Below are 26,295 nucleotides of genomic sequence, written 5' to 3'. Positions count from 1 at the left end.
AGTATAAATTGATTGTAAACTGATCTTGAATATAATAATAATTGTATTTTAACAATAAAACCTAAAGATGAATCAAATATAAACAGCAAAAACTTCATTTTAATTTAAAAAAAAAGCAACAAAACCCAATCCATTATCAATCAAATCTGTTCTATAAAAAAACACAATAACCTGCCAAAAAAACGGAAAGCAGATCTATAATTCACAAAATAGATATCAAAATTTTATGTGATATATTTGCGGACTTTAAGGTTGAACACTGTTCATAATAGGGAATCAAGTGAGAATATTATTTAAATCTTGAGCTGTACCCGCAACTGTAAGCTGCTTATACCTATAGTTTCATCATACCACTGGGCTTTGCCTGGGAAGGTTAGCTATAAGGATGCAAGCCAGGAAACCTGCCTTAAACAAACATTTAGTTTTAGGATATGGAGACATCATACGTCTTCATTTCCTATCAATAAGTTTCGGGAATAAAACTTTAATTTAATTATATTATGAGAAAAATCTATCTTTTTTTCTTACTGCTTTTTACGCAGTTTTTCTTTGCTCAATTTACTGAAAATGATATCAAGTTTTGGGTAGGAACGGGTTCTAAAAAAGCTTATTTCATTGCCGATTTCAATGACAACAATACTCCAAAGTCATATGCTTGGGGTTATCGATTTGATTCTAATACTTTGAATGTAGAAGATATGATCAATGCGATTGTTGCAGCAGAACCTAAAATGGAAGTTGACATTCCTACAGGGTTTCTATCTGTAATCAACTATAATCATCACACGTCTACTATGGATGATTACTGGATAAGCTGGTCAGGGCCGAGTGCAGAAAATATGACATGGAACCAAGGAGTTGGTTATACTACTCTGACTGATGGACAATGGTATGGCGTTGCTTATGGTATGGACAATATGTACAATTCCCCTTCTACTCCCGTTCCGGCATATAGCTCTGAATGGTATACCTCATCCCAAATTACCAATTGGATTGGAACAGGAGCTAATAAAAGTCTTGTTGTTGTAGATTTTGGAACAAATCATTCTAACGGTAATGCCAATTCTTTTGTTTTTGGGATTCAATATAATGGCAGTATAACAGCTGAACAGGCTCTGCAACTAATCCAGTCGAACACTTCCTATTTCAATTTTACCTCCAATAATGACCAGGTTTCAAGCTTATCATTAAATAACTTCTCTGGAAATAGCTCAGGAACAGAAAACTGGACATTATATACAGGAGAAGACCTTTCAAGCTGGCAAAAGAAAACCAACCTTAGCCAGATACAGTTAAGCAACAACACCTGGTTAGGATTAAGCTTTGGAGAAAGAAGACCATTCACTCCTACTGAAGCAAGTAACGCGACATTATCCGTGGCTTCGGTCAATAAAAAAGCTTCCTTCAGCATTTACCCAAACCCAACCAGTGATTTTATTCAGATCGAAACTTCTGAAGGCATTCAAGAAGTGAATATCTATTCTTCTTTAGGGCAGAAAGTGATGAATTCTCAATCAAGGAAGATTAATGTTAAATCTTTAAACGCCGGAATTTATTGGATTGAGATTAAAACGAAAAGTGGGTCTGCGGTGCATAAGGTTTTGAAGAAGTAAAAAGGAATTGTTGAACCACCACGTCAAATCAAAGATTTGACACTCCGCCCGAGGAGGGGCAATATCATGTCTTTAATTGTGGTTCAATTCCTAATATTTATTTTGCTCAATATATATTCGTGGCTAAAACAAAAAACGCATCCCATGGGATGCGTTTTTCGATATGATTATACAATCAATTATTTTTTCTCTGCTCTTTGAAGAACCTCATCTACCATACCGTAGCTCTTAGCTTCTTCAGAAGTCATCCAGTAATCTCTGTCGGAAGATTTCTCTACCCACTCGTAAGTTTGCCCTGAATGGTGAGCAATAATGTCATAAAGTTCCTGCTTTAATTTCAACATTTCTCTTAAGTTGATCTCCATATCGGAAGCTACTCCCTGAGCACCTCCCGAAGGCTGGTGAATCATTACTCTTGAGTGTTTAAGCGCAGAACGTTTTCCTTTTTCTCCTGCCACCAATAATACAGCTCCCATTGAAGCAGCCATACCTGTACAGATTGTCGCAACATCCGGCTTAATGATCTGCATTGTGTCATAAATACCTAATCCTGCATATACACTACCACCAGGAGAGTTGATATAGATTTGAATATCTTTAGATGGATCTGCACTTTCCAAGAATAAAAGCTGAGCTGTAACGATATTCGCCACCTGGTCATCAATTCCTGTTCCAAGGAAGATAATTCTGTCCATCATCAAACGAGAGAAAACGTCCATCTGAGCCACGTTTAATCTTCTTTCTTCCATGATGTACGGAGTTAGGTTCGTTGGGCCATACATTCCCATATACTGATCGGTAACTAAACCGTTGTTTCCTAAATGCTTTACAGAGAAATCTCTGAATTCTTTTTTAATGTCCATATTGATATTATGTATTATTTTAAAATATTTTCAAAGTTTAAATTACAATATTTATTCCTAAAATTTTATAGGACTTTTTGTCATAGAATTCCGAGTCCTTTTTGTCTTTAAACTATCTTTTTCTATCCACATAGATTCCCTTGATGGGAGAATACTCGATGATATTACTTAGTCTGATTGAAGCCTGTTTCAGTAAAGTAATTTTTTTAATCAGCTCATAATACTTTACTTCATCCGTATTGCTGTACTGATCCAATTCTTTAGCCGTTTCCTTAATCAGATAATCAATATATCTGTATTTGTGCAGTAAAACATCTCCCCGGATCTGATCTGCTACCTTATCTCCATAATTGGGCGGATAAATATTTCTGGAAGCCCAATTTTCAAGTTCATCCAAAGGAATCAGTGCATCCACAACCTTTGTGGTAATTTCTTCATCCATAAAAGATACAAAAAAGTTTCCACTTCTCAACTCATCTTTCTGAATTCCCTCTCTTACCTGATTGATAATGATCTCATTTTCTTTGACTAAAAATAGATATTGTTCTTCTTCAAAATGATGAAGAATTTCTTCAATGACCGTAATCTGATACTCTTCGTTCTTCTCATTCCTTCTTTTCAGTACGATATCACCAAACATCAACATATGATCTACCAACTTATTCTCCATAAACAATACATCAAATAAGAACGGGTCTTCTTTTTCCTGATCCAAAGGAACAATCTCCAACTTTGGAGCTGCTTTTTCCTTCTGTTGCTGCTGAACATGATGGGTTTGATTCTGGGTAATCTGCTTTTGAACATCCAGCTCATTGAAAAGGCTCTGCTCAGAAAGTCCGAATTTATTGGAAACCTCCTTCAGATAAACTTCTCTTTTCAGTGCATTCTGTACAAAGGAAACCGACTTTACAATGTCACGGATGGCTTCTGCTTTTTTAATAGGATCGTTACCAACATCACGCAACAGAATTTCCGCTTTAAAGTCGATGAAATCCATCGCCTCATTCTCAATATACTTTTCTACATATTCCTGCGGATGTTTTCTGGCAAAGGAATCCGGGTCGTCACCATCAGGGAAAAGTAAAACACGGATGTTCATTCCTTCCGTAAGCAACATATCAATACTACGGAAACTGGCTTTAATCCCAGCATTATCACCATCAAAGAGAATCGTTACGTTTTCCGTAAGCCTCTTAATCAATTTGATTTGCTCAGTAGTAAGGGAAGTTCCGGAGCTGGCTACAACATTTTCGATTCCGGACATGTGAAGGGAAATCACATCCATATATCCTTCCACCAAAAGACAGCCGTTCTTTCTGGAAATAGCCTGCTTACTCTGGTTTAATCCATAAAGAACATTGGATTTATGATAGATCTCCGTTTCCGGTGAATTGAGATATTTGGCCGTTTTTACATTATTCTTCAGAATTCTGGCTCCAAAACCTAGCACTCGTCCTGAAAAACTATGAATAGGGAAAATTACCCTCTCTCGGAATCTATCGACTCCTGCCGGAGTATTTTCGGGAAAAATAGAAAGTCCTGATTTTTCAAGTATTTCCTTAGTATATCCTTTCTCTAATGCGTACGTTGTAAAAGCATTCTTCTTTTCGGGAGAATATCCAAGCTGGAATTTCTTAATGATATCATCTTTAAGCTCTCTTTCCTTAAAATAAGCAAGTCCTATACTTCTTCCTTCTTCATCATCCCAAAGGATTTCCTGAAAGTAAGTATTGGCAACTTCATGAATTTTATACAAAAGATCTTTTTCCGTTTGGGCATGTTTTGCTTCTTCGGAAATTTCACGCAGATCTTCCTCAATTTCAATTCCATATTTCTTGGCGGCATGACGAAGAGCTTCCGGATAGGTAAAATTCTCAATTTCCATCAGGAAAGAGATGGCAGTCCCTCCTTTTCCAGTAGAGAAATCTTTCCAGATTTGTTTGCTCGGCGAAACAACAAAACTTGGAGACTTTTCTTCATGAAATGGGCTGAGTCCTTTATAATTAGACCCTGCTCTTTTCAACTGAACGTACTCTCCTACTATCTCTTCTACACGTATCGTTGAGAAAATTTTGTCTATTGTCTGCTTCGAAATCATATTGCAAAAATACACATAAAAAAAAACCTTACAATTATATCACTAGTTATCTATATCGACTGTATTATGATTATTTTTGCAAACAAATTAGCTTATGCAGTTCACTATACATACAATCGAAGACTGGCAGGAAGTTGTAGACAGCATTCTTCCTCAATTAAAACATAATATCCTTTTACTAAAAGGAAATCTGGGTGCCGGAAAAACCACATTCACTCAGTTTTTGCTTAAAAATCTGGGAAGTGAGGATGAAGTAAACTCCCCTACTTATTCTATCGTAAATGAATACAACACCTCAAAAGGAAAAGTATTCCATTTTGATCTTTATCGCTTAAAAAACATCGAAGAGGTATATGATATTGGGATCGAAGAATATCTTGATAATTCTTTTCTGTGTATTATTGAGTGGCCGGAAGTGTATGAAGAAGAGCTTTACGGACTCAACTACCACACAATGAGTATTGTGAACACGGGTGAAAACAGAGAGGTTTCATTCGAGTAAATATTATGTATCTTTGCTTATTAATTTAGTATTAAAATAACAATCTGTAAGACATAATTTAAAGGATGAGTACAAACATTTTTACTCCTTTCACAGAAGAAGAATTGATGCCGAAAGAGGAAAAATTGGAGGTTATTAAGAAGGGAAAACAATTCAGTATTGGAATTCCTAAGGAAACCTGTCTCAACGAAAGGAGAACCTGCATTACTCCGGACGCCGTACAGGTATTGGTAGAGCACGGCCATGAAATTATTATAGAATCAGGAGCCGGACAGGGTTCATTTTTCACAGATTTACAGTATTCGGAATCTGGAGCAAAAATCACCAATGATCCTAAAGAAGCATTCGGACAGGATTTGATTTTGAAAATCAATCCTCCTACTCTGGATGAAATTGATTATATGAAACCTAATACTTATATGGTTTCAGCCCTTCAGATCAACCTTAGAGATAAGGAGTATTTTCTTAAACTTGCAGAGAAAAAAATAAATGCCATTGCCTTTGAATTTATCGTGGATGAATACAAACAATTGGCATTGGTAAGACTAATCGGTGAAATTGCAGGAACCGTTTCTATTTTATATGCTTCAGAATTATTAGCCTTATCTAATGGTCTAATGCTAGGAGGAATTACAGGGGTAAGACCTGCTGAAGTAGTGATCCTGGGTGCAGGAATTGTAGGTGAATTTGCCACAAAAGCAGCCATTGGTCTGGGAGCAAGTGTCAAAGTCTTCGACAACTCATTATCAAAGTTAAGAAGACTTCATACAATGGTAGACAGCCGTGTACCAACTTCCATTATTGATCCTAAAGAACTCAGCAAAAGTTTAAGACGTGCTGACGTAGTGATCGGAGCACTTCCAAGATTAAATATGACCCCTATTGTGACTGAAGATATGGTCATGAAAATGAAAAAAGGCAGTGTCATTATCGATATTACAATAGACAATGGTAAGGTAATTGAGACCTCAGAATTGACCACCATGGAAGATCCTTATATCATCAAGCATGGAGTGATTCACTGTGGACTTCCGAACCTTACTTCAAGAATGCCGAGAACCACCACCAAGGCTATCTCGAATTTCTTCCTTTCCTATATTTTAAATTATGACGAAGAGGGCGGCTTTGAAAATATGCTGATCCGCAAAAATGAAATGAAGCAGAGCTTATATATGTACAAAGGAAGACATACCAAAAAGATCATCTGTGACCGTTTCGGACTTACGTACCACGATATCAATCTTTTAATTTTCTAAATGAAAAAACTTAAATTTTATGCCATAGGCTTCATTCCGGGGCTCATTATCGTATTTTTTATCTTAAACAAAAAAGGGGCAAGCTGCAGTGGTTACTTACCAAACAGTCGTGTAATTGCCGAATCTCTTTCTAAAGAATTCAAGTATTCTGAAGAGGCTAAAATCGCAATGGCTGCTAATAAGATTGATGAAAAATTTATAAAAGACAGCATCATTACCAACGGAAAGGTAGACTTCGACAGAAGCCATGCCCAAAAGAAACCATGCCCCGATTATCTTATCACTTATCCTGAAAAAAATCCGTCTTATGAGATTACTTTTGATAAGTGTGAAGAAACGGTAACGGTAAACACCCTTAAGAAGCTAAAATAGTTTCAAAAAAATACAGCTTTATGGAAGGCAATTACTACATGATTCATGATTATCTGATATTCATCGGAGTTTTTGCCATTTTCCTTTTTCTTTCTACAAGTATTTATTTCTTCAGTAAAAATCAAAAACTGAAACAAAACAATACTAAGCTTTTAGAAACGAATACAATCATTGAACAAAGACTGAATGAAGTTCGTTTGGAACATATCGGAACAAAGCTGAATCCGCATTTGTTTAAAAACATCCTGAATTCTGTTCAATCTCATGCTTACCAAACCTATATGTCTCTGGATAAGCTGGCCAATGTACTGGATTATATTTTATACGAAAGCAACAATAAATATGTAAGTCCAAAAGAGGAACTCAACTTCGCTTTAAGCCTTATTGAGATCAATAAAATTAAAGTGAATCCTCTCTTCGACTTCAGGATTAAATTCAAGATCAATAAAATGGATTCTATTTATGAGGAAAAGGTTTTTGCCCCTCTTATTTCCGTTGATCTTATTGAAAATGCCTTTAAACACACCGATTTTCTGGCTCAGGATTCTTTTATTTCTATTTTTATGGAACTTGAAAACAAAGTATTCACGATGAAAGTAAGCAATAAAGCTTCCTTAAAAAATAGTCTGGAAAAGGAAAAAAGCGGTTTTGGAAGCCAGTCTTTGGATCAGAGATTAAAGATGATCTACAACACTCATTACCAGCTGGAAAAAAGTTCAAAAAACGGTATCTTCACTGCAGAATTAAAAATCAATTTAGGAGAATTCTATGATAAAATGCGTTATTCTGGATGATGAATTATTAGCCATCAGCTATTTGAAACTTCTATGTGAACAGATTGAGGACGTAGAAGTCATAAAAGCATTTAATGATCCCAAGCTTTTTCTGAACGAAATAGATTCTCTTGAGTGTAACCTTTGCATCCTGGATATTGAAATGCCCGGAATGACAGGTCTTCAGGTTGCAGAAATCATCTCCGGTTCTAAAAAGATCATCTTCACCACCGCTTACAAAGAATACGCAGCAGAAGCTTTTGACCTTAACGTGGTTGATTATGTAAGAAAACCCATCAAAAAAGAGCGTCTTATTCAAGCTTTTGAAAAGGCTAAAGAACAGATCAGTACTATTCAGAAGAAGACTTTTATCGAGTGGAACAGCAATATTGGTAAAACAGTTATCCTGACGGAACAAATCGCTTACATCAAGACTTCTGAAATCGATAGCCGTGATAAAGATATTATTCTCAACGACGGAACCTCTATTGTTTTAAAGAACCTTAATTTTAAGAACCTTCTGGAAATGCTTTCTGCCAAGGATTTCGCCCAGGTTAATAAGAAAGAGATTATCGCATTATCTTCTATCAAAGTATTGGGCACTAACGAAATTATTACAACCATTCCTGCTGAGGATGATCATTTCCTGAAACTTCAGATTGGAGATGCCTACAAAAGCTCATTAATGGAGCTGTTTACAAAATAGCTTCTAAATCTACTTCACAAACAAAGTTAATCTGATGGCTTTTTAAACGACCTAGGAAACTGGAGCGTTAAAAAAATGAAGGCTGTGAACGTTAAGAAAACTCTATTGTTTGAGTGCGGGACAAATGTTGATAATAAAAATAGATGGCTACCGCACGAGTTTAGAGTTTTTAGAGAACAGTCTTCATTTTTAGCGGAAGTTTCCAAGTCTTGAATTTTTCGTTCTTTTGTTTCAAGACAAAAGAACATTTAAAAACTTTATTTCAACACTAAGATTTTTATTACATTTTTTACCGTATTCATTACATTTTAAAAACAAGGTATTTTAATCTCAATTTATTCTCACCAACTTTGCATCAAAATATTAGGAATCATGAATTGGGGGAAATACAGAAATTTAATTTTCTACATCACTACCATAGCGGTTTTTTCCTGTCTGATGTACTTCTTCATTATTGAAGGACAAACATTGGAAATTAAGGAAAACATCGTCACTAAAACCAGTACCGGATCTACCTGGGATAATTTTCAGGAATCATTTAAAACAAATCTCCATCATCCTTTAGCATTATTATTGGCACAGATTGTTACGATCATCCTTACTGCAAGGCTTTTTGGATGGATCTGTATGAAGATCAAACAGCCTTCCGTAATCGGAGAGATGATTGCGGGTATTGTTCTGGGCCCTTCTCTTCTGGGAATGTACTTTCCGGAATTTTCAGCATTTCTTTTTCCAAAAGAGTCACTAGGCAACTTACAGTTTTTAAGTCAGATAGGGCTTATCCTATTCATGTATATTGTTGGAATGGAACTGGATCTGAGTGTTTTAAGAAAGAAGGCACATGATGCTGTGGTCATCAGCCATGCCAGTATTATTATTCCTTTTGCTCTTGGAATAGGGTTATCTTATTTTATTTATCAGGAATTTTCACCTTCGGGTATTCAGTTTACCTCTTTTGCTTTGTTTATTGCCATTTCCATGAGTATTACGGCTTTTCCGGTATTGGCAAGGATTGTACAGGAAAGAAATCTTCAGAAAACTAAACTTGGGACTATTGTGATTACCTGTGCAGCAGCAGATGATATTACGGCCTGGTGTATTCTTGCTGCGGTAATTGCCATTGTAAAGGCAGGTTCTTTTACAAGTTCCATCTATGTCATTATTATGGCTATTGCGTATGTGCTCCTGATGATTAAAATCGTAAGACCATTCCTAAAAAGAATCGGAGATCTTCAGGCTGGGAAAAATACCATTAATAAACCAATGGTTGCGATTTTCTTCCTGACATTGATCTTATCATCATACGTTACTGAAGTTATTGGAATTCATGCTTTATTCGGAGCATTTATGGCAGGTGCTATTATGCCTGAAAACGCAAAATTCCGTACTTTATTTATCGACAAAGTAGAAGATGTAGCATTAGTACTTCTTCTTCCATTATTCTTTGTTTTCACAGGGCTTCGTACTCAAATCGGATTATTGAATGACAGCCACCTGTGGATGACCGCCGGATTTATTATTTTAACCGCAGTTGTTGGAAAATTTGCAGGAAGTGCCCTTACGGCCAAATTTGTGGGCATCAACTGGAAAGAAAGCTTAACGATTGGAGCTTTAATGAATACCAGAGGACTTATGGAACTTATTGTTCTTAACATTGGCTATGATCTGGGAGTATTAGGGCCTGAAATTTTCGCCATGCTTGTGATTATGGCTTTGTTTACTACTTTTATGACCGGCCCGGCTTTAGACTTTATCAATTTTATTTTTAAATCTAAAAAAGAAAACGACGATTCGGCAGATCCGGCCAACGATTCAAAATATCGGGTATTGCTTTCTTTTGATAACCCTGAATCCGGAAGCACTTTATTAAAATTGGCTCACGATTTCACCCATAAAATGAATGGCAACAAAAGCATCACCGCCATGAATATTGCTCCTGTAGATGAAATACATGCCTATGATATTGACGAGTATGAAGAGTCTCAATTCCAGAACGTCATTGAAAAATCACATGAGCTGAATCTTGAAATCACCACTCTTTTTAAAGCCTCTACAGATATAGAAAACGATCTGACCAGTATTACCAACAAAGGGCATTATGATCTTTTGCTCATCATGCTTGGAAAATCGATGTATGAAGGAAGTTTATTAGGCAGACTGTTAGGTTTCACCACCAAGATCATTAACCCTGAAAAGCTTTTAAATACAGTAAAAGGTAAAGGAAATATTTTCAACAATTCTCCTTTTGACGATTTTACACTCCAGATTCTTGATAAAACCAATATTCCTGTAGGAGTTTTGGTAGAAAAGGACTTTAGTGCTGCAGATAAGGTATTTGTTCCGATCTTCAACCTGAGTGATTTTTATCTTCTTGAATATGCGAAAAGGCTGATTAACAATAATAATTCTCAGATTATCATTCTGGATGCAGCAGGACAGATCCGCAACAATATCGAAGTAAAAGAACTCATCAGAAGCATTGAGCAAGTGGCTCCTAATCACATTACTTTGTATAACGAGAAAAAAATTGAAAAAGAGTTCCTTAATTCTCAGGATCTGATGCTCATCAGCAGCAAAAGCTGGAAAAACCTGATCGATACGAAGAGTCTTTGGCTCTCCGATATTCCATCAACATTAATTATATCAAATCCGTAACACCGATATTTTCTATTTCTACTAGAAGCTGTAAATATTATTCGTTGTCTGTAAAGAAAAAACGGGTATATTTATAGCTTCAATTTTTTTGAATATGCTGATTAATAATGAAAATGGCACCCTGGAATTGAATGATTTCAACACTCAAATAAGTAGAAAAATGCCGCTGGATCAGCTGAAACAGACTGATTTTTATAAGGAAAAATATCAGAATATGTGGGATGTAAAAACCGGATATTTTTGGTATTATTTCAAAGCTATAGAAATTGAAAGCTACCAACTTTCTTTCAGTCTTTGCTTTTTGGGAGATCAGCTGCATAGTATTCAAATGAATACATGGGAAAGTTCTGATGCCAAAGATTGGAATGAATGGACAGAAGAAAAGGAAATGCAGGTATTTCACCGGAATAATAAATTTCTATCCTTAATTTTAGGCATACCACCCACCCGGAAAAAGAAAACACCTTATCCAAGCTGTACGTTTAATTTTCCTTGGGGAAATGTATGGTCGGTCTATGATCCGAGAAGTGCCAGCAGTTTTATGGGAATCAGCTATGAAGAGAAAAAATAATTAATAACGATAAAAACAAAAGATTAACTATGTGCCGATATGCCATGATGGTTTATAAATGTCATTATGCTTGTTTCAACTGTCAAAAAACATTCAAACGTCGCGTTTTAAAAGATGTAGACAGAGATGCTCAGATCTCCGTGGAAGCCAAATGCCCCGAATGTGGGAATCTTATGGCCAATATGGGTCTTGACTTTGAATCGCCAGCAAAAAATGATCATAAACAATGGGCACATATCCGTGATCTCTATACTGTAGGGATTACCTTTCACTCTTGTGGATGTTCCGGGCCGGGATATATTCCGCAGGATCGTAAAGCCATTATCTCTTATCTTGAAAAAATCCGTGCAGAATATATGCACTCACTGGTGTATTGGAGATACCGTATAGAGCCGGAAACAAAAAGGGAACGTGAAATTGAGTATCAAAAAAACAGATCTGAACTATGGATCGTGAACCGCAATGCATTTAAAGAAACTGTAACAAACCAGGAAGGAATTAATTACTGGATCAGTAAGATCAAAGAGGTTGAGGAACGCCTTAGCCTTATTAAAGACATGAAATAAGGATGGAAGCTGGAGGTTACTTTTTGTCTTACCATTACTTGAAGTCATATACATCAACTTGCTTTCAGAGTACTTATTTTTAATCTATGTAGTAAAAATAAAATACCCCATAAATCTACCTAAAATATTTAATTTTCTTTCTCCAACTTTAAAAGTCTTTTAAAATCATCTTTTAAACTTTTATCCTGTTCTGTCATATAATCTCCACTGAAGGGAGCTCCACAATCCTGACTATCTACAATATGCAGCAATGATCCGTTTTCAAAATAGTTTCTGGTTTCCGTAATCTCTGATTTTTTCAAATCAAAAGCTTCCGTATCATTGTTTTCCTTCATTACCTTTTCATTGTAGAAAAGCGGACGATTGTATTTATAATCTTTTTCAAAAACAAAAGATAGCTGCCCATTCAAGAGATAATATTCTATCAAAACCTGCCCCATTTCTCCATAATGTCTGGCTATAATCTTTTCCAGACGCTTATTTTTATAATAATACGCAGCTTCTCCTCCTTCGGCTGATTCCCCTTCAATATCTTTCTTTTTAATGGCTGTCCATTGAGTGATAGAATTGATTCGCTTAAAATTAGCCTGAATAGGTTTCAAACGGTCTTTCAAATATTCATTGGCTTCAATATCTTCTTCATTGTGGCTTTCTTTAATTCTTGTAGTATCCTGTTGGCTTACTGAAAATGCTGGCATCTTAGGAAGATAATTTCCAGCATATCCAAAATGGAAGGTTACCAATAGCATAAAAAGACTTTGTAAATATTTATTTTTCATAGGATTAGATCTTGTATTAAGTGGTGGAAAACCGTATTCCTGATGGGTATTTTTACAAAATTAGTAAATCTTCTTTTGGATTTACCTCAAAATCTCAGTATTCTCTTGTCGTAGTTTTACTACAATTTTTAAAATTTAACCTTAAAAATTAATTTCAAATTTAGTTTTTTAATAGTTTTATAGTATAATTCACTTACGATGGAAATTGGTTTTTTAGAATATAAGGTTCGAAATGGAGATTCCCTGAGCTCCATTGCTTCCCGGTTGGGTATTACCGGAGAAGATCTCAAGTTATTTCACAACTCTCATTGCCAAAGAATGGATAGAATCTGGTTTGATCATTTAAATGAGGTGAAAAGTGTTTTTGTTCCGCTTCATATTCAAACTGAAAAACAGAAAGATCAGAAAAGAAAAGAGATCCTTCCTCTTCTTCAGATTTCTGATTCATTTTTCGAAAAAACATATAAGATCTCCGAGACTTTTGAAAGTCCGTTTCAACCTTCTTTAACGGTAGATTACGATGTAAATCTTGAGGTTCATAAAGACAGAAACACGGCACATTATAAGGTCTCATACAGTCAGGATCATTTTATAGCCAATGGAAATCTTCCGGATGATAAAATGAGCGATCTGTCTATTTCCTGTATGAAAAGCATTATGCCTATTGATTTTGTTCTCAATGAACAAGGTAGAATCATAGGGTTCGCAGACCATAAAAAGATCATTACAACATTTACTGATAAGCGTAGAGATCTTGATGAATTCTTCATTGGAGAAATCTCTAAAAAATATCTGGATACTTTTGAAAAAAATATTGCTGAAGAATCATTTTTTCTGCAACAATTTCAGGGTACCCTACTCTTTCAAACCTTATTTCCTAAAATGGATTGGTTTCATAAGAAAACTGATTGGACAGAATCATTTTACTTTTTACAAAACTCCTTTTCTGTACAATGTCAAATGGAAATTGAGCAAAAAAATGAGGATCAAGATCATATTACAACTATTTTAACGGGAAACAGTACAGAATTTTACAGTTTACAGGAATTGCAAACCGGAACAAAATATAATATTCCTGCTGAAGATCCTGTTACAGGACATATCATTATTGAATACACCACTCATAAAAAAAATAAAAACCTTCTTCAAGCCACAGCCAGTATCAACCTTTGGCGTGGAGAAGAATTCATTCAACAACACACCATCACGATAACACAAGGATAATATGAAAAATTATGTCATACAGCAGGGCGATACCTTCAGCTCGCTGGCTCAGCAATTTAAACTGAAAAATGAGGGTATTTTAAAGACCTATCACAATCTCCATTGCTCAGAGGAGGATATTATGCAGGAACCTATTCCCGGAAAGAAAATCATCATTCCGGACGATCCACAGCTTATGGCTGAAGAAGAAAACTCGCCTGCCACTCCTGTGGATTCTTCTCAGGAAGCAACAACCGATGAAGGAACTGGGGAAGACTCTCCTTCAGATCAGTCAGCCTCTGAAAATCAGCCCTCTGAAAAAAGCGAGGAAAAACAAGAGAAAGAAAAAAAAGAAAATAAGGACAGTGGCAGTAGCTCAGGCCCTCATGAAGGAAAATATTTTGTCATCCAGAAAGGAACCGTACAATGTAATCAGGGTTTCAAGTTTCCTAAGTTCACAGTAACCAGTCACCAGAAGCATTATTGGAATGACAAGGAAGGGCAGGCAGATTATCTTGCCGTAACAGAAGATGATCTACAATTCGATCCTCCTGCGCAACCTTTTGGACAATGTAAGCTTAAACCGACTTCCGGAGGATACCTTCCCTGTGCTTATGCTGCTGCAGGAAAATGGCAAAAACCTTATGAAAAAGTAAAGGTTATGGGAAAGAGCTGCCTGACAGAAATATCTGAACTGATGTGTACCACAGGTGGTAAAATAACGATCTTAAAACATGGCCAGCAAAGTGAAGCGGGTAAAAACCAGGTTAATAAAGCAGATACAAAGGAACAGCAGGTTTATAATCCTATTGTTAATTTTGACCAATTCAAAGCAGAAACTGATGAACAGGAGGCAGAAGCCTGGTAACCCTAAAAACTAAAGATCATGGCAAAAAAAGGCGTTTTAAGAATCACCGGAAATACGTCTCCTAAAACAGGAGAAAAAGCATTATATAAAGTAACGGAATGGTATCCCGCCACTCCGCTTAATGAAAGAAAAGAGTCACTTGTCACTTGGGAATTGTTTAGAAAAAGACCGGATGGCAAGTTCACTCCTACTACGATCAAGAAAAAAACTGGCGAATTTACTTTTCGTGAAGATGCCTGGCAATACACCTACAGAGTGGAAGCTTATCTTCACAGCCCTGAGGGTAAAGAACCTATGTCTATTATCGTACAGCCTCAAAAGAATGAACAGCAGCCTTCAGCAGAAAAAAATATCCTTAATGTAAAACTCACTTTTCAGGATGGCACTCCTGTTAATAAGAAATTAAGCTATCAAGATCGTCTTTGGGCAATCGCTAAATGCCAGGGTATGGAAGGTGAACATATTATTTTCACCCTCTGGGAAGATGATGAAAGAGGTGATGGCCACAATAAAAAGAATCAATCTATCGTAAAATCTCCTCCTGTCCTGGTAGACAGTCAGGGCAATGCCCGCTGGAATTTTGCATTGCTCAACACTTATATTGCGATCGCCAACCAAAGGGAGGACGATAAAAAGCAGCATGAATATTATGTTACGGCAGAGTACAATGGGAAATTAAAAGCCTCAGATAATGCCAATGCTAATAATCCTGAGTATAAAGCTCCTCCTGCCCCACCTAAAAAGCCAGCAGGAAGTACTGGTGGAACATCACAGCCCAAACCTGCTCCACCCAAACCTCAACCCAATTCCCCAAAAGGTTCTACAAGACCTCATTCACCTAATAATCAACCGGATAAAAAAGGAGAAATTACCCTAGTAAAACTGACCGATAAAAATGGTAAAGAGTTTACTAAAAATCCTAAATTTGGAGAAACCATAATTGTTCATATAGAATCTAAAAACCTTATAGGCAAAAAATACACCCTTAAAATATGGGAGCATGACTCGATTGGAAAAGATGACCTTTTATATAGCCATGAACACACATTCTTAGGGGATAAAATAAATCTTTCTATGCCCTTAACTGCCGCCATGCAAAAAACCGGAGAAATAGGAAAGGACCCTAAAAATCCGGATAGTGGCGAATATTATTGGAAAGGAGGCCAACAGGAAATCTTTGCGGAAGTTATTTATATAGATATCTCTGCCAAATCAAAAATTATTGATGTGGGTATTATGGAAACTCCCAAGCCACAGAATAATGGGAAAACGGCGACTGGGGTGAAGAATGAGCCGAAAACTAAAACTAAAAATTGTGGAGGCAAATATTGTATTGATAAAAGCACTCCTCCAAGTGAACTGATTAGAGAAATTAATATTCGCCTAGCAGGATTTGGAGGGAATGTACCAACGGATAAATTTACAGACAGGACGGAGAAAATGGTTAAGCAGTTTCAGAAAGACTATATGAAAGTTCCTGAAACGGGTAAAGTATGTGGGAATGTATTAAGGGCTATTGACGAGTTTTCTAAAAATTTTGATATTAGTACAACATTCTGGAACCAAATGAAATGTGACTGTTCTACAAAAGGTAAAAAAGCAACCAGTGCTTTAAGGGGTATTCAAGAAACCAATAGTTGTGGTGGGTTTGGAGATGGAACCGGAAAAGGTACATATAAAAGCGCCAGTAAAGTTGAAGCCTATCATAAATATGAATATCCGGGAATTCACAGATCTCTTTTATTTGGATTCAAAGCGTTGCAATTCTATTTTAGTAAACAAACTACTTATAAAATAGATCATTTCACCTCAGGATATAGGTGTAGATTCAAAAACTATACAACCACCAACCACCAAGGAAAGGCTATTGATATGCAGTTCAGTAAAGGTAGTTGGGCTATTAGAGGTGAAAACAAAAAGAACCTTGTGGAATTAAGAAGTATGAGGGATAACATATTTGTTAAATATCTGGGTGCTCAAAAAGAATGGCCTAATACCAATCTGTTTTCAATAGAACCTATTGACTTACTATACAACAGCAAAGGGAAAGTAAGGTTCGATCATACTTTCAGCTGGATTCACATGGATGTAAGGCAGTTTGATGCTCAATACCTGGAAGATAAATATTTCTGTAAGAGCTTAACCGCTTTAAATGGAAAAAATATTGTTCAATTAGCTATTGAAGCAGGCTATGCCAATACCTGCAGCTGTTATTCAAGCTATCAAAGTCAAGTAGCACCAACACAAGCTACTGGAAAGTGTTCATGTAATATTGATTTAACCAAAGAGCAATTAAAAGGTATTGCTATTACTGCAACTCAAGCCAATATTGATAAATATTTTGATGGATTTAATCAAACATTTAAGAAATTTAATATTAATTCATGCTTACAAAAAATACATTTCTTGGCTCAGGTTAACAAAGAGTCCGAAGGTTTCAAATATAATATTGAGCTAGGAGATGCCGATTATCTTGCCCCATACAAAGGCTGGCATGGAAGAGGTCTAATTCAGTTAACAGGTAAAGAAAATTATGAAGCCTTTCAAGCTGCAATTGGAGAAGATGTAACATCAAGTGCAGCTGCAAGAGATAAAGTTGCTCAATCTCCTTATGCTACCCACTCAGCAGGTTGGTTCTGGGACAAAAGGGCTGTTCTCAACGGCCATGCCAACAATAATGATTTTATTTACATTTGCTATCGTGTAAATGGAGGATTTAACCATATTGACAACAGACTTGCTAGCGTAAAAAAAGGATTTGAATTATTATATTCTAAATGTACCACAAGTAAAGGAAAGACTACAGATTATAAATTTAAAGATAGTAAAGCTTATGATGATCAAAAAGCAGCTTTTGCATGGGGACTATGGCATGATCCAATATTTAAAAAGAAAGGTTGTACAAAAGATAAGCAACTAGCCATTGAGGGCTATCAAAGGTTTATTGATTTAACAAAGGATGCTGACACAACAACAAACTATTATGCAATTCAACAATTAAGTTATTTTTCTGATTTAGTGTATACAAAAGTCATAAAAGACAAAACATACAAATATGTAAACGTAAGAAAAGCAGCTTTAAAAAGATTAAACGATTTAAAAAAATAAAAATGATTAAACCTATTTTATTTTTAACAGTGATTACTCAGTTTGTTTTTTGTAAACAGGCAGATAACAAACATATACAAAATAATAATTTATCCTCTAGAAAAGAGGGTAAAAATCATCAGCTTCTAAAAGATACTGTGAGAGGAGATTTTAATAAGGATAATAAAATTGATTATATTCAAATTCTGAATAAATCACCAGAAGAAAAACATGTTAAAATCTTCTTACAAAGGGAGAATAATAAGTTTTCAGAATCGAAATCTTTTATTATTAATGATGAGTACTTCACTGAAGTAGAAAACCCCGTAAGTAATTTATTTATTTCAAAGGGAAGACCTGGTGAAATAATAATTGGAACTTCTTGTTGTGGAAACTTTAAGACAACTGAAATCTATTACTATAAATTTATCAAAGATAACTGGTATTTATATAAAACTTCAACCTCAACAATTGATGATGATTTTATCCCTAAAGTTAAGATAGATATGAATAGTTTATCCAACAGTATTGATAATAAAACCGTTGATAATAAAAATATTTACAATAAAGAAATCCAAGAGTTAAAAGAGAGCTCATTATCAAACTTCACTAAATCTTTGGTATTATTGAAATCAGCAAATAAAACCAATACCTTAAGTAAGCAAAATACTGTAGGTTTGGAAACAGTTGCTGAATGGCTATATTTCAATCCACTTAATGAGAATAATTTAAATGATTATAACGATATTGCCTATTACAATTCTTACACAAAAGGTGGAAATATTACCAGTATCTTTTTGTTAAAAGAAATTATTGAAAAGCATCCGAATAGAGTTGTAGCCTATCTAAATTTAGGAGATTCTTATTGGAATGCTGACAATAAAGAAAAAGCAAAAGAAGCATATCTTAAATATATTGAGTTGATGAAAAGTCAGAAAAAAGATATTTCAAAAATTCCTCAAAAAGTTTACGATCGAACTAAATAAATTATTAAATAATATACTATTATATGAATAAATTAATATTGCCATTTGTATTTTTTGCATTGATATCATGTAAAAAAGTTCCAGAACCCAATAATACCAATCATAATTCTTTAAAAGCACAAGCTACCTTATTATCACCGAAACCTGATATTAAAACAACTGAGCCAACAGGTAGCAGTTCAACCAACAGCCAATATGTTTCCCTTCCTTTTGATTATGAAAAATATAAGAAGACTTGTATTCAGGAACCCTCATCGGACTGTTCAAAAATGTATCCTGTTTTAGATCAAGCAGAATCTGCTCGAATAATTAAAATTATGGGTATTACAGAAAGCAACCCAGAATCTATTTTTCAAATACAACCTGCATCTGGAAGTAATATCGATATATATGTCCTGAACTTTGAAGGGGATTCTAATTCACAAGAAATTGTTACAGTACACAATAATAAAGTAATTAGTCGTCAATCAATTGGTTATGCAATGCCTGAAGAGGACACCTATGAAGCATTTATCATCAATCCTGATATGACAATTGACATCTATGAAATCAGTTTTACAAACAGTTCAAAAAAGAAAAAAAAGGAGAAATATAAGATATTAGCTATTGGTACTATTTCAAAAATATAACGGAAATATTATAAGAAATGTTGAAAGCAAAAATCTTGTGAAGATAAACCAGAAGAGAAAAAAACATTTACAGGAAAACGTGCTCCATGGATGGAAATAGTATTGGAAGAAGCAAAAAATTATGGTGGTTACAAAGAAGGTAAGGATCCTCTAGTAACACGAATTAAAAGTGAATATTTTTCGATACCCAATGAATATACAACTAGTAAAACAGACCCAACATCTGTATCTTGGTGTGCTGCCTTTGCTAGTTGGTGTCTTGCAAAAGCTGGTTATGCAAACCCTAGCACCTGTAGAGCCTTGGAATTTAATCCAAGTTATTTACATGATGGAGCTAGCAAACCCGATAGACCTTCACATATGAGAAGAATTTCAAAACCTGTATATGGTTGTATTATTGTCTGGAAAAATATTTCTGGAGGAGGTGGGCATGTTGCTTTTCATTATGGCTATGAAAGTAATGGAAATATTGTTCCTATAGGTGGAAATCAGGGAAGTAGTCTACAATTTAGTAGCAGAAGCCCATCAGGGGACTATGAACAAAAAATTGTAGGATATTTTCTTCCCGAAGATTATGAAGACAATAAGGAAGATGAATTTAAACCAGAAGAACTCAAGCTAGACCCTAAAGCACTAAACAAAAGCAATTTACTAAAAAAATCAAGTAATGAAATCAGTGGCAAAACAACATAAAGGATTTATGAGAAAAAAAACAATTCTTATCTGCACATTTATTAGTCTTTTTGCTTCTTGTCAAAAAGAAGATAAAAAATTAAATAATACAGAAAATAAAGTCATAATGAATAATGAAATTAATATACTTGAAGAACAGTTAAAAAAAGGGTTAAAAGCAACAATCGGTAATGCTGTTGATTTTCAAACCCAATACAACGAAGAAGACTTAGATATTGAAAATCAAACACTTGATAAAATATTAAAAAATAATGGATATAGACAACTCTCTATTGATGAATTCAAAAAAAAGGTCAAATTAGTATTCCAAAGAGATTTAGATTATTCATCTACAAAAAATTATATTTATGTTAACTTTTTCAATCCATGTAATAGGGAAAGTATCTACTATCAGAATAATACAATAGATTATAATGGCTATTTCTTATTTAAAAATAGCGGCTTCATTGCTCCTTTATATACAATCCCTGAAATTATTGATTATCAAAAAAAATTTCCTGAGGTTATTGAATTTGAAAAAAAACTCTCTAACAGTTATAAAAACAATAAGGGAGAAGAAATTACAATCAACAAATGGATGAATGAACCTAATCTGCTGCAAAAAAGAAACCAGAATATCCAACGTATTACCGCTCAAAATAAATATTTATTCAATGATAGTAAAGCTGATCTTGTATGGTTAAAATTTAATGATAAAATGTTTCTTGAAACACTGGTTAAAGATTTTGGCTATGTAAAAGATAAGGATCTTTTAGAATGGTATATCAAAGGAAACGGAATTGAGAAATACAGCAAAGACAAAGAAACATATTTGAAAGTATTTTACACTAAAAATTGTGATAATAGCTTTAATATTCACTCCGAAACTTTTGCATACATGGATTCTGACCCTGAAAAATATTCAAAAGAAATAGTATCTGTTTTAGAAGATATCAGGACGGATAGAGTAAAATTAGAAAATTTGTCATTTGAACAGAAATCTAGACTTATAGCCCATCTATTATATTTTGGAGAAAAACATAAAGAAAAAACAGGTATGACCTTTTCATTTATGGGAACATTTTATGAGCATTCACAAGAGGATTTACAAAAGAAATATGATGAAGAATTTAAAAAACAAAAATATTACGGATTACCTTTTTTTGAAAAATATTGGAATGATGCAAAGATTGAAGGAGATGGAATTGGATTGGATATGTAAGTAAAAACAACATTCATCATGTTATCAGTTATATAAAATAGAAATGAATACACCATTAAAATTTCCAGCCCTATTCCTTGTAATTATATTACTTAGCTGCAAGGATAATAAGGATCATCATATGTCCAATATAAGTGTTCTGAACAAAAGTGATTCATCAACAAAACAACAGATATTTATCCCATCAGGAGAATATTTTGCAACCAATGAGCAATTGGACAATTATGGAATTTCATTGAAAATAGAGAAAGACTCTATCATTTATACCGAGTCTGGAAACATGGGGAAAATATATAATCAATATCTACTTAAAGTAGATAAAACTGTTGATGGAATTTTTTTTCTAAAATATTCACAACTGATTAATGGTTATACAGGTTATGCAGATAAGCCGTTTTATTTTGGTAATCTCAAGTATAACCAAGGTAAATTATTATTTGAGAGTGAATACATGCAGAAAAAATATGGATTAAAAAATGTAACACTAAAAAAATGATTTTTTAATTACTAATACTACAAAATGATGAAAACCCTTTCCTTACTTTTTGCCTTCATATTACTTTCATGTAACGGAAAAGAAGGTAAAGATCGACTACAGAATAACAAAGAAATAACCACTTTAAAAACCGCTCCATACAATATTACAGATGAAGGCGATGGAACAAAATCAAACTATGATGATCTATCTCCTGAATTTATAAAGACAGCAAAAAAAATATTAGCGCAAAGAAAATTTCAATTTCCGGATGAAGATACTTTCAATCACAAAGTTTCAGAAATCTTTTCCATTAATGTAAAAGAATATTCAAATCCTATTATTGCCTTACGCCTTTCAATGTTTCCTGAAGTGGCTATTAGGGAAGATCAATTTATCTTCATACAGGATGTCAACACCAATGAACCTGAATTTATAAATCCTGATTTATTATATCACTTTAATTCCTATGTATTTTATAATACACCTGTCTCTTATGTTTGGTTACAATCTAATAGCCCTAATCTTCTATATGATTTAGTCGTTCATTACGGATATAATAAAGATAAAAAACTTGTAGAATCAATATTTAAAAAATTTGATTTTAATAGCCTTTCTGAGATGGAAGAATTAATCTTTATAGACTCTGGCACTCAAAAAAAATTAAAAAAACAAATATTTGACGATATAGAAACTATGATCTATAAAGGTAAAGTTGAAGACTTTTCTTATGCAAAAGAGGGAAATGGATATCTTAGAATAGGTGAAATTATCAATACAATTTCAGCCTCTCCAAAGGAATATGATGAACCAGAACAAACAATATCTTATTTATTTGAGCGAGAACTAAGAGTGGGAATCCAAGGTGATATTGAAAGCTATCTTAATAAAAATTCAAAATACCAATCTGACCTGGAAAAAAATAATTTCTATGATTTACATACTTTAAAAAAATATGTGAAATATATCTACCAAAAAGAAAGTAATGCCATCTTTATAGTACAGGATGCTGATGGATATACTAACCTCAGAAAGGATAAGAACTCTTCTTCTCAAATCCTACAAAAAATAAACACAGGTGAACAGATTGATGTATTAGATCAAAGTGGAGACTGGTGGTTAGTAGTATCAAAAGAAGGAAAAAAGGGATATGTTCACAAAAGTAGAATAAAGACGGAATAAATCTATTAACACAATGATGAAAAACTTTTTAATCCTAGTACTTTTTATTTCAGTTTCATGCTCAAAGGATAAGAAAAATGAAGAACACCATGAAACACAAAACAATAGCACTAATCAATCCATAAACAACCATGGTAAAGAGGTTGAAGATAAACATACTCAATTATCAAAATTAGATCAGCTTATTCAATCAAAAAGTGTTACTGACAGTCTTATTTTGAAGAAAGATTGTGACCTAAACATGGATACTATTAAAGATAAAATACTTGTTTTCACCCCTAGAAAAGCAAATACAGAAAATAGATTTTCAACGATTTACATCCTAATCTATAAGAAAAGTGGGGAGTTTACTGAATATAGCAATAGTAAAATTATAAACTCATACAATCCTAATTCTTACGCGGAAGGATTCCATGATATAGCTATTAAAAATAATTATTTTACCGTAGAAGAGAATATTTCATCACAACCTATACAAAATAAGTATACTACGTTCATTTTTGATAAAAAAAATAATGCTATCTATTTACATAAACTAGGATTTTCAACAATATATCCTGATGCAAATCAAGACAAGGATGTGGTATATTCTACTAAAGATTTTGGCATAAATACCTTCGAGAATTATAATTCAGAAACAATAAAATATTAGTATTTCGAATAAATATGAAAAAAATATATAGTTCATCTGCTTTATTACTGATAATATTGGTGAGTGTTTGCTGCAAAAAAACAGTGGACAATTCATCAAAAAATGCTGGGCACAATAAAAATTATTTTTCTGGAGATTCTATTATTGCAAGCCCAAATTACTTTAATTCTCTGAAGAACAAAAAAGAAGATTTGGTCTTAAAACAACAAAATGATGAATATTTAAAAAAATATACATTATCAGAAAACAATGAATCCTATTTTCCTTTAAAAGATAATGTTTTCATTAAGCTTGTAAAAGAAAAACAAACTGATAGAAGTATTATAAAAGTAAACCTCTTTACTTACGTCAACAATAAAAAAACAGATTCAATACAATTTTACAGAAATATTTCAGGGGATGGTTTTGGAAACTACAATTGTCTGTCTTATTTTAATACAAAGACAAATAAAATTTGGCAAATAAAGTATTTCCCCTTAAATCCCTTAAGAGGAAATTCAGCAGGTATTGTTTCTTACACAGAAAACAGCATAAGTGCTGATGGTACAATCAAATCTGATTCTCTACATTATCTGGACGAGTCTTTAGATGTTGAAATGGAGAAATATAATCTTTATTATTAAATGCCATAAGAAGCATACATCAAATATACTTTCATCGAGAGTTAATTAAATGATATGTCTGGAGTAACACAAAGAATTAAAAACAGAATGAAGTAAAAACCAAAACACAAATGAAAAAATTATTAATTCTAATACTCTTTATTTCAGTTTCATGCTCAAAACATAAGAAAAATGAAGAACACCATGAAACTCAAAACATTAGTACTATTCAAATAAAAAATATTCTTGATAAGCAAGCTTATTTGGAAAAGGAAGAAACTGAAGACAACTATACTTTATCGAAAATAGACTTGGATGTACTTTCAGATTTGATTAGTAAAGATCTAAAAAGTAAAGGTTATGAAGCACCCACTAAAGAAGATTTTTCACAAAAAATAAACTCTATTTTTGGTTTGGATAGCAAATGTATTCGGCAGGAACAAATTGATACGAGGTATATTGTATATCATGGTAATCTTCTGGATGGATCACAAAGTACATTAGAAGATAATTTATTTGAATCATACGCTGAAACAGGAAATATATTTTTTGATCAAAAAAATAAATTATTGACCCCTTTTATGTTGTTAAAAAATATTGTCACAATTAATGGACAAAACTACTCTACTCATATTCCTCAAAACATTATTGCTCAAAATAAATATTTGTTCAATAACAGTAAAGCCGACCTAACGTGGCTATTGGCTAATGATAAAGAATTTTTAAAAACATTACTGATAACTTTTGGTTACGATAAAGAGGAAAAAATAAATGAATTTACACTCAACGAACTCTATGACGAATATTCTAAGGAGACACCAGAATCGACTCAAAAAATAGGAAATCTTTTATTTGTAAAAAACTGTGATGGAAAACTAAACATTAGAAAAAAATTACTCAAATATATTGAGAAAAGTACTTCTAAAAATAATGACAAATATATTTCCGCTTTATCAAAATATGTGATTGCTATACTGTATAATGACGATATCAAATCTCAGTTTTCACCGGAAGAAAAAGCTGAAATTGTTGCCTATATTTCAAATATTGAAATTCCAGCATTGAATAAATATAAAGGTCAAAGTACAGATTCTTGGAATTCTCAAGCCTCTACTCTTTTCTATGTACAAAGTGCAAATGCAATGAATCACCCTGAAGTATTAGATATTCTTAAAAAACACAATTATTTTGGATTTCCATTTTTGAAAAAATATATTGAAAGTGGAGACTTACAAAATGAAAACCCTTCTTCCCCGCAAGATGATGAACAATAAGCTCAATAATTAGGATAAAAGCACATGATGAAATATTATTTAATTTTACTCATCTCTATTTTACTTTCTTGCTCAGACAAACAGAAAGAAAAACCGTTCTCTTCCCCTGAAACAGAGCATTTAAGATCGGTAGACAAAAGCGTTCAATCGACGAAAGTTGAAGAAAAAAAACACATTGAGGCTGAAATAGACACAGCCTATTCAATTATCACTCAAAAACAAGCCGATATCAACCAGGATGGAAAACCTGATCAAATAACAGTTTATGGTACGGAATGGAATAAAGAAATTAAACCCACTGATTGTAGGCTTTTCAGAGTCGTTGTTATAGTAAGCAATAATAAAAATAAGTTGATAACCTTAACCAATGACAGCATCATCAGACCTTATTATCCTGAAAATGTTGCTGCCGGCTTTTCTGATCTTAAAATTAAAGACAATTACTTTACTATTGAACAGTCTAATGGTGGTGGTGGTATTATTGAAACAGGCTTCACGACCTTTAAATATGATAAAACTAAAAAAGGAATTTACCTACACAGATACACAACCTTGACCAGTGAAATGTCATCTGGGGATGAAAAAGAATATAAAACAGAACTGACTACAAAAAATTTCGGAGTTATTCCGTTTGAGAGCTTCAATGTTAAAACAATCAATTCTAAATAATACCTTTTTAAAAATCAAAA

Annotated in this window: 25 protein-coding genes and 1 riboswitch; of the genes, 22 read left to right on the top strand and 3 right to left on the bottom strand. The window is 33.6% G+C overall.

Going from position 1 to position 26,295, the window contains the following annotated elements; translation table 11 throughout:
* Positions 1-232: 232 nt before the first annotated feature.
* A riboswitch (cobalamin riboswitch) is annotated at positions 233-424 on the top strand.
* 76 nt (positions 425-500) lie between these two features.
* The gene (locus GTR01_RS04705; RefSeq protein WP_160136713.1) at positions 501-1,613 is read left to right on the top strand and encodes a T9SS type A sorting domain-containing protein; all 1,113 of its coding nucleotides are present in this window, start codon (positions 501-503) and stop codon (positions 1,611-1,613) included.
* 179 nt (positions 1,614-1,792) lie between these two features.
* Here the strand turns inward: GTR01_RS04705 and clpP are convergent, their stop codons facing one another.
* Complete coding sequence (gene clpP / locus GTR01_RS04700; protein ID WP_066697282.1) at positions 1,793-2,476, bottom strand: ATP-dependent Clp endopeptidase proteolytic subunit ClpP; 684 nt, start codon at positions 2,474-2,476, stop codon at positions 1,793-1,795.
* A gap of 112 nt (positions 2,477-2,588) precedes the next feature.
* Positions 2,589-4,574 carry a DNA primase gene (gene dnaG, locus GTR01_RS04695; RefSeq protein WP_160136712.1) on the bottom strand — a complete coding sequence of 662 codons (1,986 nt, stop codon included), beginning with the start codon at positions 4,572-4,574 and terminating at the stop codon, positions 2,589-2,591.
* A gap of 94 nt (positions 4,575-4,668) precedes the next feature.
* On the opposite strand from dnaG, the gene tsaE reads away from it, so the two are divergent.
* The 8 genes from tsaE to GTR01_RS04655 all read left to right on the top strand — a co-directional run bounded on the left by tsaE (position 4,669) and on the right by GTR01_RS04655 (position 11,975).
* Entirely contained in the window at positions 4,669-5,076 is a 408-nt protein-coding gene (tsaE, locus tag GTR01_RS04690) for a tRNA (adenosine(37)-N6)-threonylcarbamoyltransferase complex ATPase subunit type 1 TsaE (RefSeq protein WP_160136711.1), read from the top strand.
* Positions 5,077-5,141: 65 nt separating this feature from the next.
* The gene (locus tag GTR01_RS04685; protein ID WP_160136710.1) at positions 5,142-6,332 is read left to right on the top strand and encodes an alanine dehydrogenase; all 1,191 of its coding nucleotides are present in this window, start codon (positions 5,142-5,144) and stop codon (positions 6,330-6,332) included.
* A complete protein-coding gene (locus GTR01_RS04680; protein WP_160136709.1) occupies positions 6,333-6,704 on the top strand; it encodes a hypothetical protein in 372 nt (123 codons plus the stop codon).
* Between the two features lie 20 nt (positions 6,705-6,724).
* Complete coding sequence (locus tag GTR01_RS04675) at positions 6,725-7,498, top strand: histidine kinase (RefSeq protein ID WP_160136708.1); 774 nt, start codon at positions 6,725-6,727, stop codon at positions 7,496-7,498.
* On the top strand, positions 7,473-8,183 hold the full coding sequence (locus GTR01_RS04670) for a LytR/AlgR family response regulator transcription factor (RefSeq protein ID WP_160136707.1): 711 nt from the start codon (positions 7,473-7,475) through the stop codon (positions 8,181-8,183). The genes GTR01_RS04675 and GTR01_RS04670 overlap by 26 nt, the downstream gene beginning before the upstream one ends.
* Positions 8,184-8,555: 372 nt before the next feature.
* On the top strand, positions 8,556-10,838 hold the full coding sequence (locus tag GTR01_RS04665) for a cation:proton antiporter (RefSeq protein ID WP_160136706.1): 2,283 nt from the start codon (positions 8,556-8,558) through the stop codon (positions 10,836-10,838).
* 94 nt (positions 10,839-10,932) lie between these two features.
* On the top strand, positions 10,933-11,409 hold the full coding sequence (locus GTR01_RS04660; protein WP_160136705.1) for a hypothetical protein: 477 nt from the start codon (positions 10,933-10,935) through the stop codon (positions 11,407-11,409).
* 44 nt (positions 11,410-11,453) lie between these two features.
* Entirely contained in the window at positions 11,454-11,975 is a 522-nt protein-coding gene (locus GTR01_RS04655; protein ID WP_228452160.1) for a hypothetical protein, read from the top strand.
* A 128-nt stretch (positions 11,976-12,103) separates the two neighbouring features.
* On the opposite strand, the gene GTR01_RS04650 is transcribed toward GTR01_RS04655, so the two are convergent.
* The gene (locus tag GTR01_RS04650) at positions 12,104-12,754 is read right to left on the bottom strand and encodes a hypothetical protein (protein WP_160136703.1); all 651 of its coding nucleotides are present in this window, start codon (positions 12,752-12,754) and stop codon (positions 12,104-12,106) included.
* A gap of 198 nt (positions 12,755-12,952) precedes the next feature.
* On the opposite strand from GTR01_RS04650, the gene GTR01_RS04645 reads away from it, so the two are divergent.
* The 13 genes from GTR01_RS04645 to GTR01_RS04585 all read left to right on the top strand — a co-directional run bounded on the left by GTR01_RS04645 (position 12,953) and on the right by GTR01_RS04585 (position 26,275).
* Positions 12,953-13,978 carry a LysM peptidoglycan-binding domain-containing protein gene (locus GTR01_RS04645; protein WP_160136702.1) on the top strand — a complete coding sequence of 342 codons (1,026 nt, stop codon included), beginning with the start codon at positions 12,953-12,955 and terminating at the stop codon, positions 13,976-13,978.
* 1 nt (position 13,979) lies between these two features.
* Positions 13,980-14,825, top strand: coding sequence for a PAAR-like protein (locus GTR01_RS04640; protein ID WP_160136701.1), 846 nt, complete (start codon positions 13,980-13,982; stop codon positions 14,823-14,825).
* An 18-nt stretch (positions 14,826-14,843) separates the two neighbouring features.
* Positions 14,844-17,933, top strand: a complete 3,090-nt coding sequence (locus GTR01_RS04635; RefSeq protein WP_160136700.1) for a hypothetical protein — start codon at positions 14,844-14,846, stop codon at positions 17,931-17,933.
* Positions 17,934-17,935: 2 nt separating this feature from the next.
* On the top strand, positions 17,936-18,898 hold the full coding sequence (locus tag GTR01_RS04630; protein WP_160136699.1) for a tetratricopeptide repeat protein: 963 nt from the start codon (positions 17,936-17,938) through the stop codon (positions 18,896-18,898).
* A 23-nt stretch (positions 18,899-18,921) separates the two neighbouring features.
* Positions 18,922-19,527: a hypothetical protein gene (locus tag GTR01_RS04625; protein WP_160136698.1), complete on the top strand. Its 606-nt coding sequence runs from the start codon at positions 18,922-18,924 to the stop codon at positions 19,525-19,527.
* 90 nt (positions 19,528-19,617) lie between these two features.
* On the top strand, positions 19,618-20,220 hold the full coding sequence (locus GTR01_RS04620; RefSeq protein WP_160136697.1) for a TIGR02594 family protein: 603 nt from the start codon (positions 19,618-19,620) through the stop codon (positions 20,218-20,220).
* Complete coding sequence (locus tag GTR01_RS04615; protein ID WP_160136696.1) at positions 20,195-21,421, top strand: hypothetical protein; 1,227 nt, start codon at positions 20,195-20,197, stop codon at positions 21,419-21,421. The genes GTR01_RS04620 and GTR01_RS04615 overlap by 26 nt, the downstream gene beginning before the upstream one ends.
* 43 nt (positions 21,422-21,464) lie before the next feature.
* Positions 21,465-21,917: a hypothetical protein gene (locus GTR01_RS04610; RefSeq protein WP_160136695.1), complete on the top strand. Its 453-nt coding sequence runs from the start codon at positions 21,465-21,467 to the stop codon at positions 21,915-21,917.
* 24 nt (positions 21,918-21,941) lie between these two features.
* Positions 21,942-23,078: an SH3 domain-containing protein gene (locus GTR01_RS04605; protein ID WP_160136694.1), complete on the top strand. Its 1,137-nt coding sequence runs from the start codon at positions 21,942-21,944 to the stop codon at positions 23,076-23,078.
* 13 nt (positions 23,079-23,091) lie between these two features.
* Positions 23,092-23,730 (top strand): hypothetical protein, encoded by a 639-nt coding sequence (locus GTR01_RS04600; RefSeq protein ID WP_160136693.1) that lies wholly within the window; start codon positions 23,092-23,094, stop codon positions 23,728-23,730.
* Between the two features lie 14 nt (positions 23,731-23,744).
* Complete coding sequence (locus GTR01_RS04595; RefSeq protein ID WP_160136692.1) at positions 23,745-24,353, top strand: hypothetical protein; 609 nt, start codon at positions 23,745-23,747, stop codon at positions 24,351-24,353.
* A 110-nt stretch (positions 24,354-24,463) separates the two neighbouring features.
* A complete protein-coding gene (locus GTR01_RS04590) occupies positions 24,464-25,606 on the top strand; it encodes a hypothetical protein (protein ID WP_160136691.1) in 1,143 nt (380 codons plus the stop codon).
* Between the two features lie 24 nt (positions 25,607-25,630).
* Entirely contained in the window at positions 25,631-26,275 is a 645-nt protein-coding gene (locus GTR01_RS04585; RefSeq protein WP_160136690.1) for a hypothetical protein, read from the top strand.
* Positions 26,276-26,295: the final 20 nt, after the last annotated feature.

The sequence above is a fragment of the Chryseobacterium sp. c4a genome (genome assembly GCF_009900745.1).
Lineage (GTDB): Bacteria > Bacteroidota > Bacteroidia > Flavobacteriales > Weeksellaceae > Chryseobacterium.
This window is presented reverse-complemented; position numbering and strand designations above follow the sequence as displayed.

What these genes read in the sequence shown, in the direction of transcription:
- GTR01_RS04685 (WP_160136710.1), top strand. Translation starts at nt 5,142, where the DNA reads ATGAGTACAAACATTTTTACTCCTTTCACAGAAGAAGAATTGATGCCG.
- GTR01_RS04600 (WP_160136693.1), top strand. Translation starts at nt 23,092, where the DNA reads ATGATGAAAAACTTTTTAATCCTAGTACTTTTTATTTCAGTTTCATGC.
- GTR01_RS04705 (WP_160136713.1), top strand. Translation starts at nt 501, where the DNA reads ATGAGAAAAATCTATCTTTTTTTCTTACTGCTTTTTACGCAGTTTTTC.
- GTR01_RS04585 (WP_160136690.1), top strand. Translation starts at nt 25,631, where the DNA reads ATGATGAAATATTATTTAATTTTACTCATCTCTATTTTACTTTCTTGC.
- GTR01_RS04615 (WP_160136696.1), top strand. Translation starts at nt 20,195, where the DNA reads ATGAAATCAGTGGCAAAACAACATAAAGGATTTATGAGAAAAAAAACA.
- GTR01_RS04640 (WP_160136701.1), top strand. Translation starts at nt 13,980, where the DNA reads ATGAAAAATTATGTCATACAGCAGGGCGATACCTTCAGCTCGCTGGCT.
- tsaE (WP_160136711.1), top strand. Translation starts at nt 4,669, where the DNA reads ATGCAGTTCACTATACATACAATCGAAGACTGGCAGGAAGTTGTAGAC.
- GTR01_RS04665 (WP_160136706.1), top strand. Translation starts at nt 8,556, where the DNA reads ATGAATTGGGGGAAATACAGAAATTTAATTTTCTACATCACTACCATA.
- GTR01_RS04630 (WP_160136699.1), top strand. Translation starts at nt 17,936, where the DNA reads ATGATTAAACCTATTTTATTTTTAACAGTGATTACTCAGTTTGTTTTT.
- GTR01_RS04660 (WP_160136705.1), top strand. Translation starts at nt 10,933, where the DNA reads ATGCTGATTAATAATGAAAATGGCACCCTGGAATTGAATGATTTCAAC.
- GTR01_RS04680 (WP_160136709.1), top strand. Translation starts at nt 6,333, where the DNA reads ATGAAAAAACTTAAATTTTATGCCATAGGCTTCATTCCGGGGCTCATT.
- GTR01_RS04655 (WP_228452160.1), top strand. Translation starts at nt 11,454, where the DNA reads ATGATGGTTTATAAATGTCATTATGCTTGTTTCAACTGTCAAAAAACA.
- GTR01_RS04610 (WP_160136695.1), top strand. Translation starts at nt 21,465, where the DNA reads ATGAATACACCATTAAAATTTCCAGCCCTATTCCTTGTAATTATATTA.
- GTR01_RS04595 (WP_160136692.1), top strand. Translation starts at nt 23,745, where the DNA reads ATGAAAAAAATATATAGTTCATCTGCTTTATTACTGATAATATTGGTG.
- GTR01_RS04650 (WP_160136703.1), bottom strand. Translation starts at nt 12,754, where the DNA reads ATGAAAAATAAATATTTACAAAGTCTTTTTATGCTATTGGTAACCTTC.
- GTR01_RS04645 (WP_160136702.1), top strand. Translation starts at nt 12,953, where the DNA reads ATGGAAATTGGTTTTTTAGAATATAAGGTTCGAAATGGAGATTCCCTG.
- GTR01_RS04620 (WP_160136697.1), top strand. Translation starts at nt 19,618, where the DNA reads ATGGAAATAGTATTGGAAGAAGCAAAAAATTATGGTGGTTACAAAGAA.
- dnaG (WP_160136712.1), bottom strand. Translation starts at nt 4,574, where the DNA reads ATGATTTCGAAGCAGACAATAGACAAAATTTTCTCAACGATACGTGTA.
- GTR01_RS04675 (WP_160136708.1), top strand. Translation starts at nt 6,725, where the DNA reads ATGGAAGGCAATTACTACATGATTCATGATTATCTGATATTCATCGGA.
- GTR01_RS04635 (WP_160136700.1), top strand. Translation starts at nt 14,844, where the DNA reads ATGGCAAAAAAAGGCGTTTTAAGAATCACCGGAAATACGTCTCCTAAA.
- GTR01_RS04605 (WP_160136694.1), top strand. Translation starts at nt 21,942, where the DNA reads ATGATGAAAACCCTTTCCTTACTTTTTGCCTTCATATTACTTTCATGT.
- clpP (WP_066697282.1), bottom strand. Translation starts at nt 2,476, where the DNA reads ATGGACATTAAAAAAGAATTCAGAGATTTCTCTGTAAAGCATTTAGGA.
- GTR01_RS04590 (WP_160136691.1), top strand. Translation starts at nt 24,464, where the DNA reads ATGAAAAAATTATTAATTCTAATACTCTTTATTTCAGTTTCATGCTCA.
- GTR01_RS04670 (WP_160136707.1), top strand. Translation starts at nt 7,473, where the DNA reads ATGATAAAATGCGTTATTCTGGATGATGAATTATTAGCCATCAGCTAT.
- GTR01_RS04625 (WP_160136698.1), top strand. Translation starts at nt 18,922, where the DNA reads ATGAATAAATTAATATTGCCATTTGTATTTTTTGCATTGATATCATGT.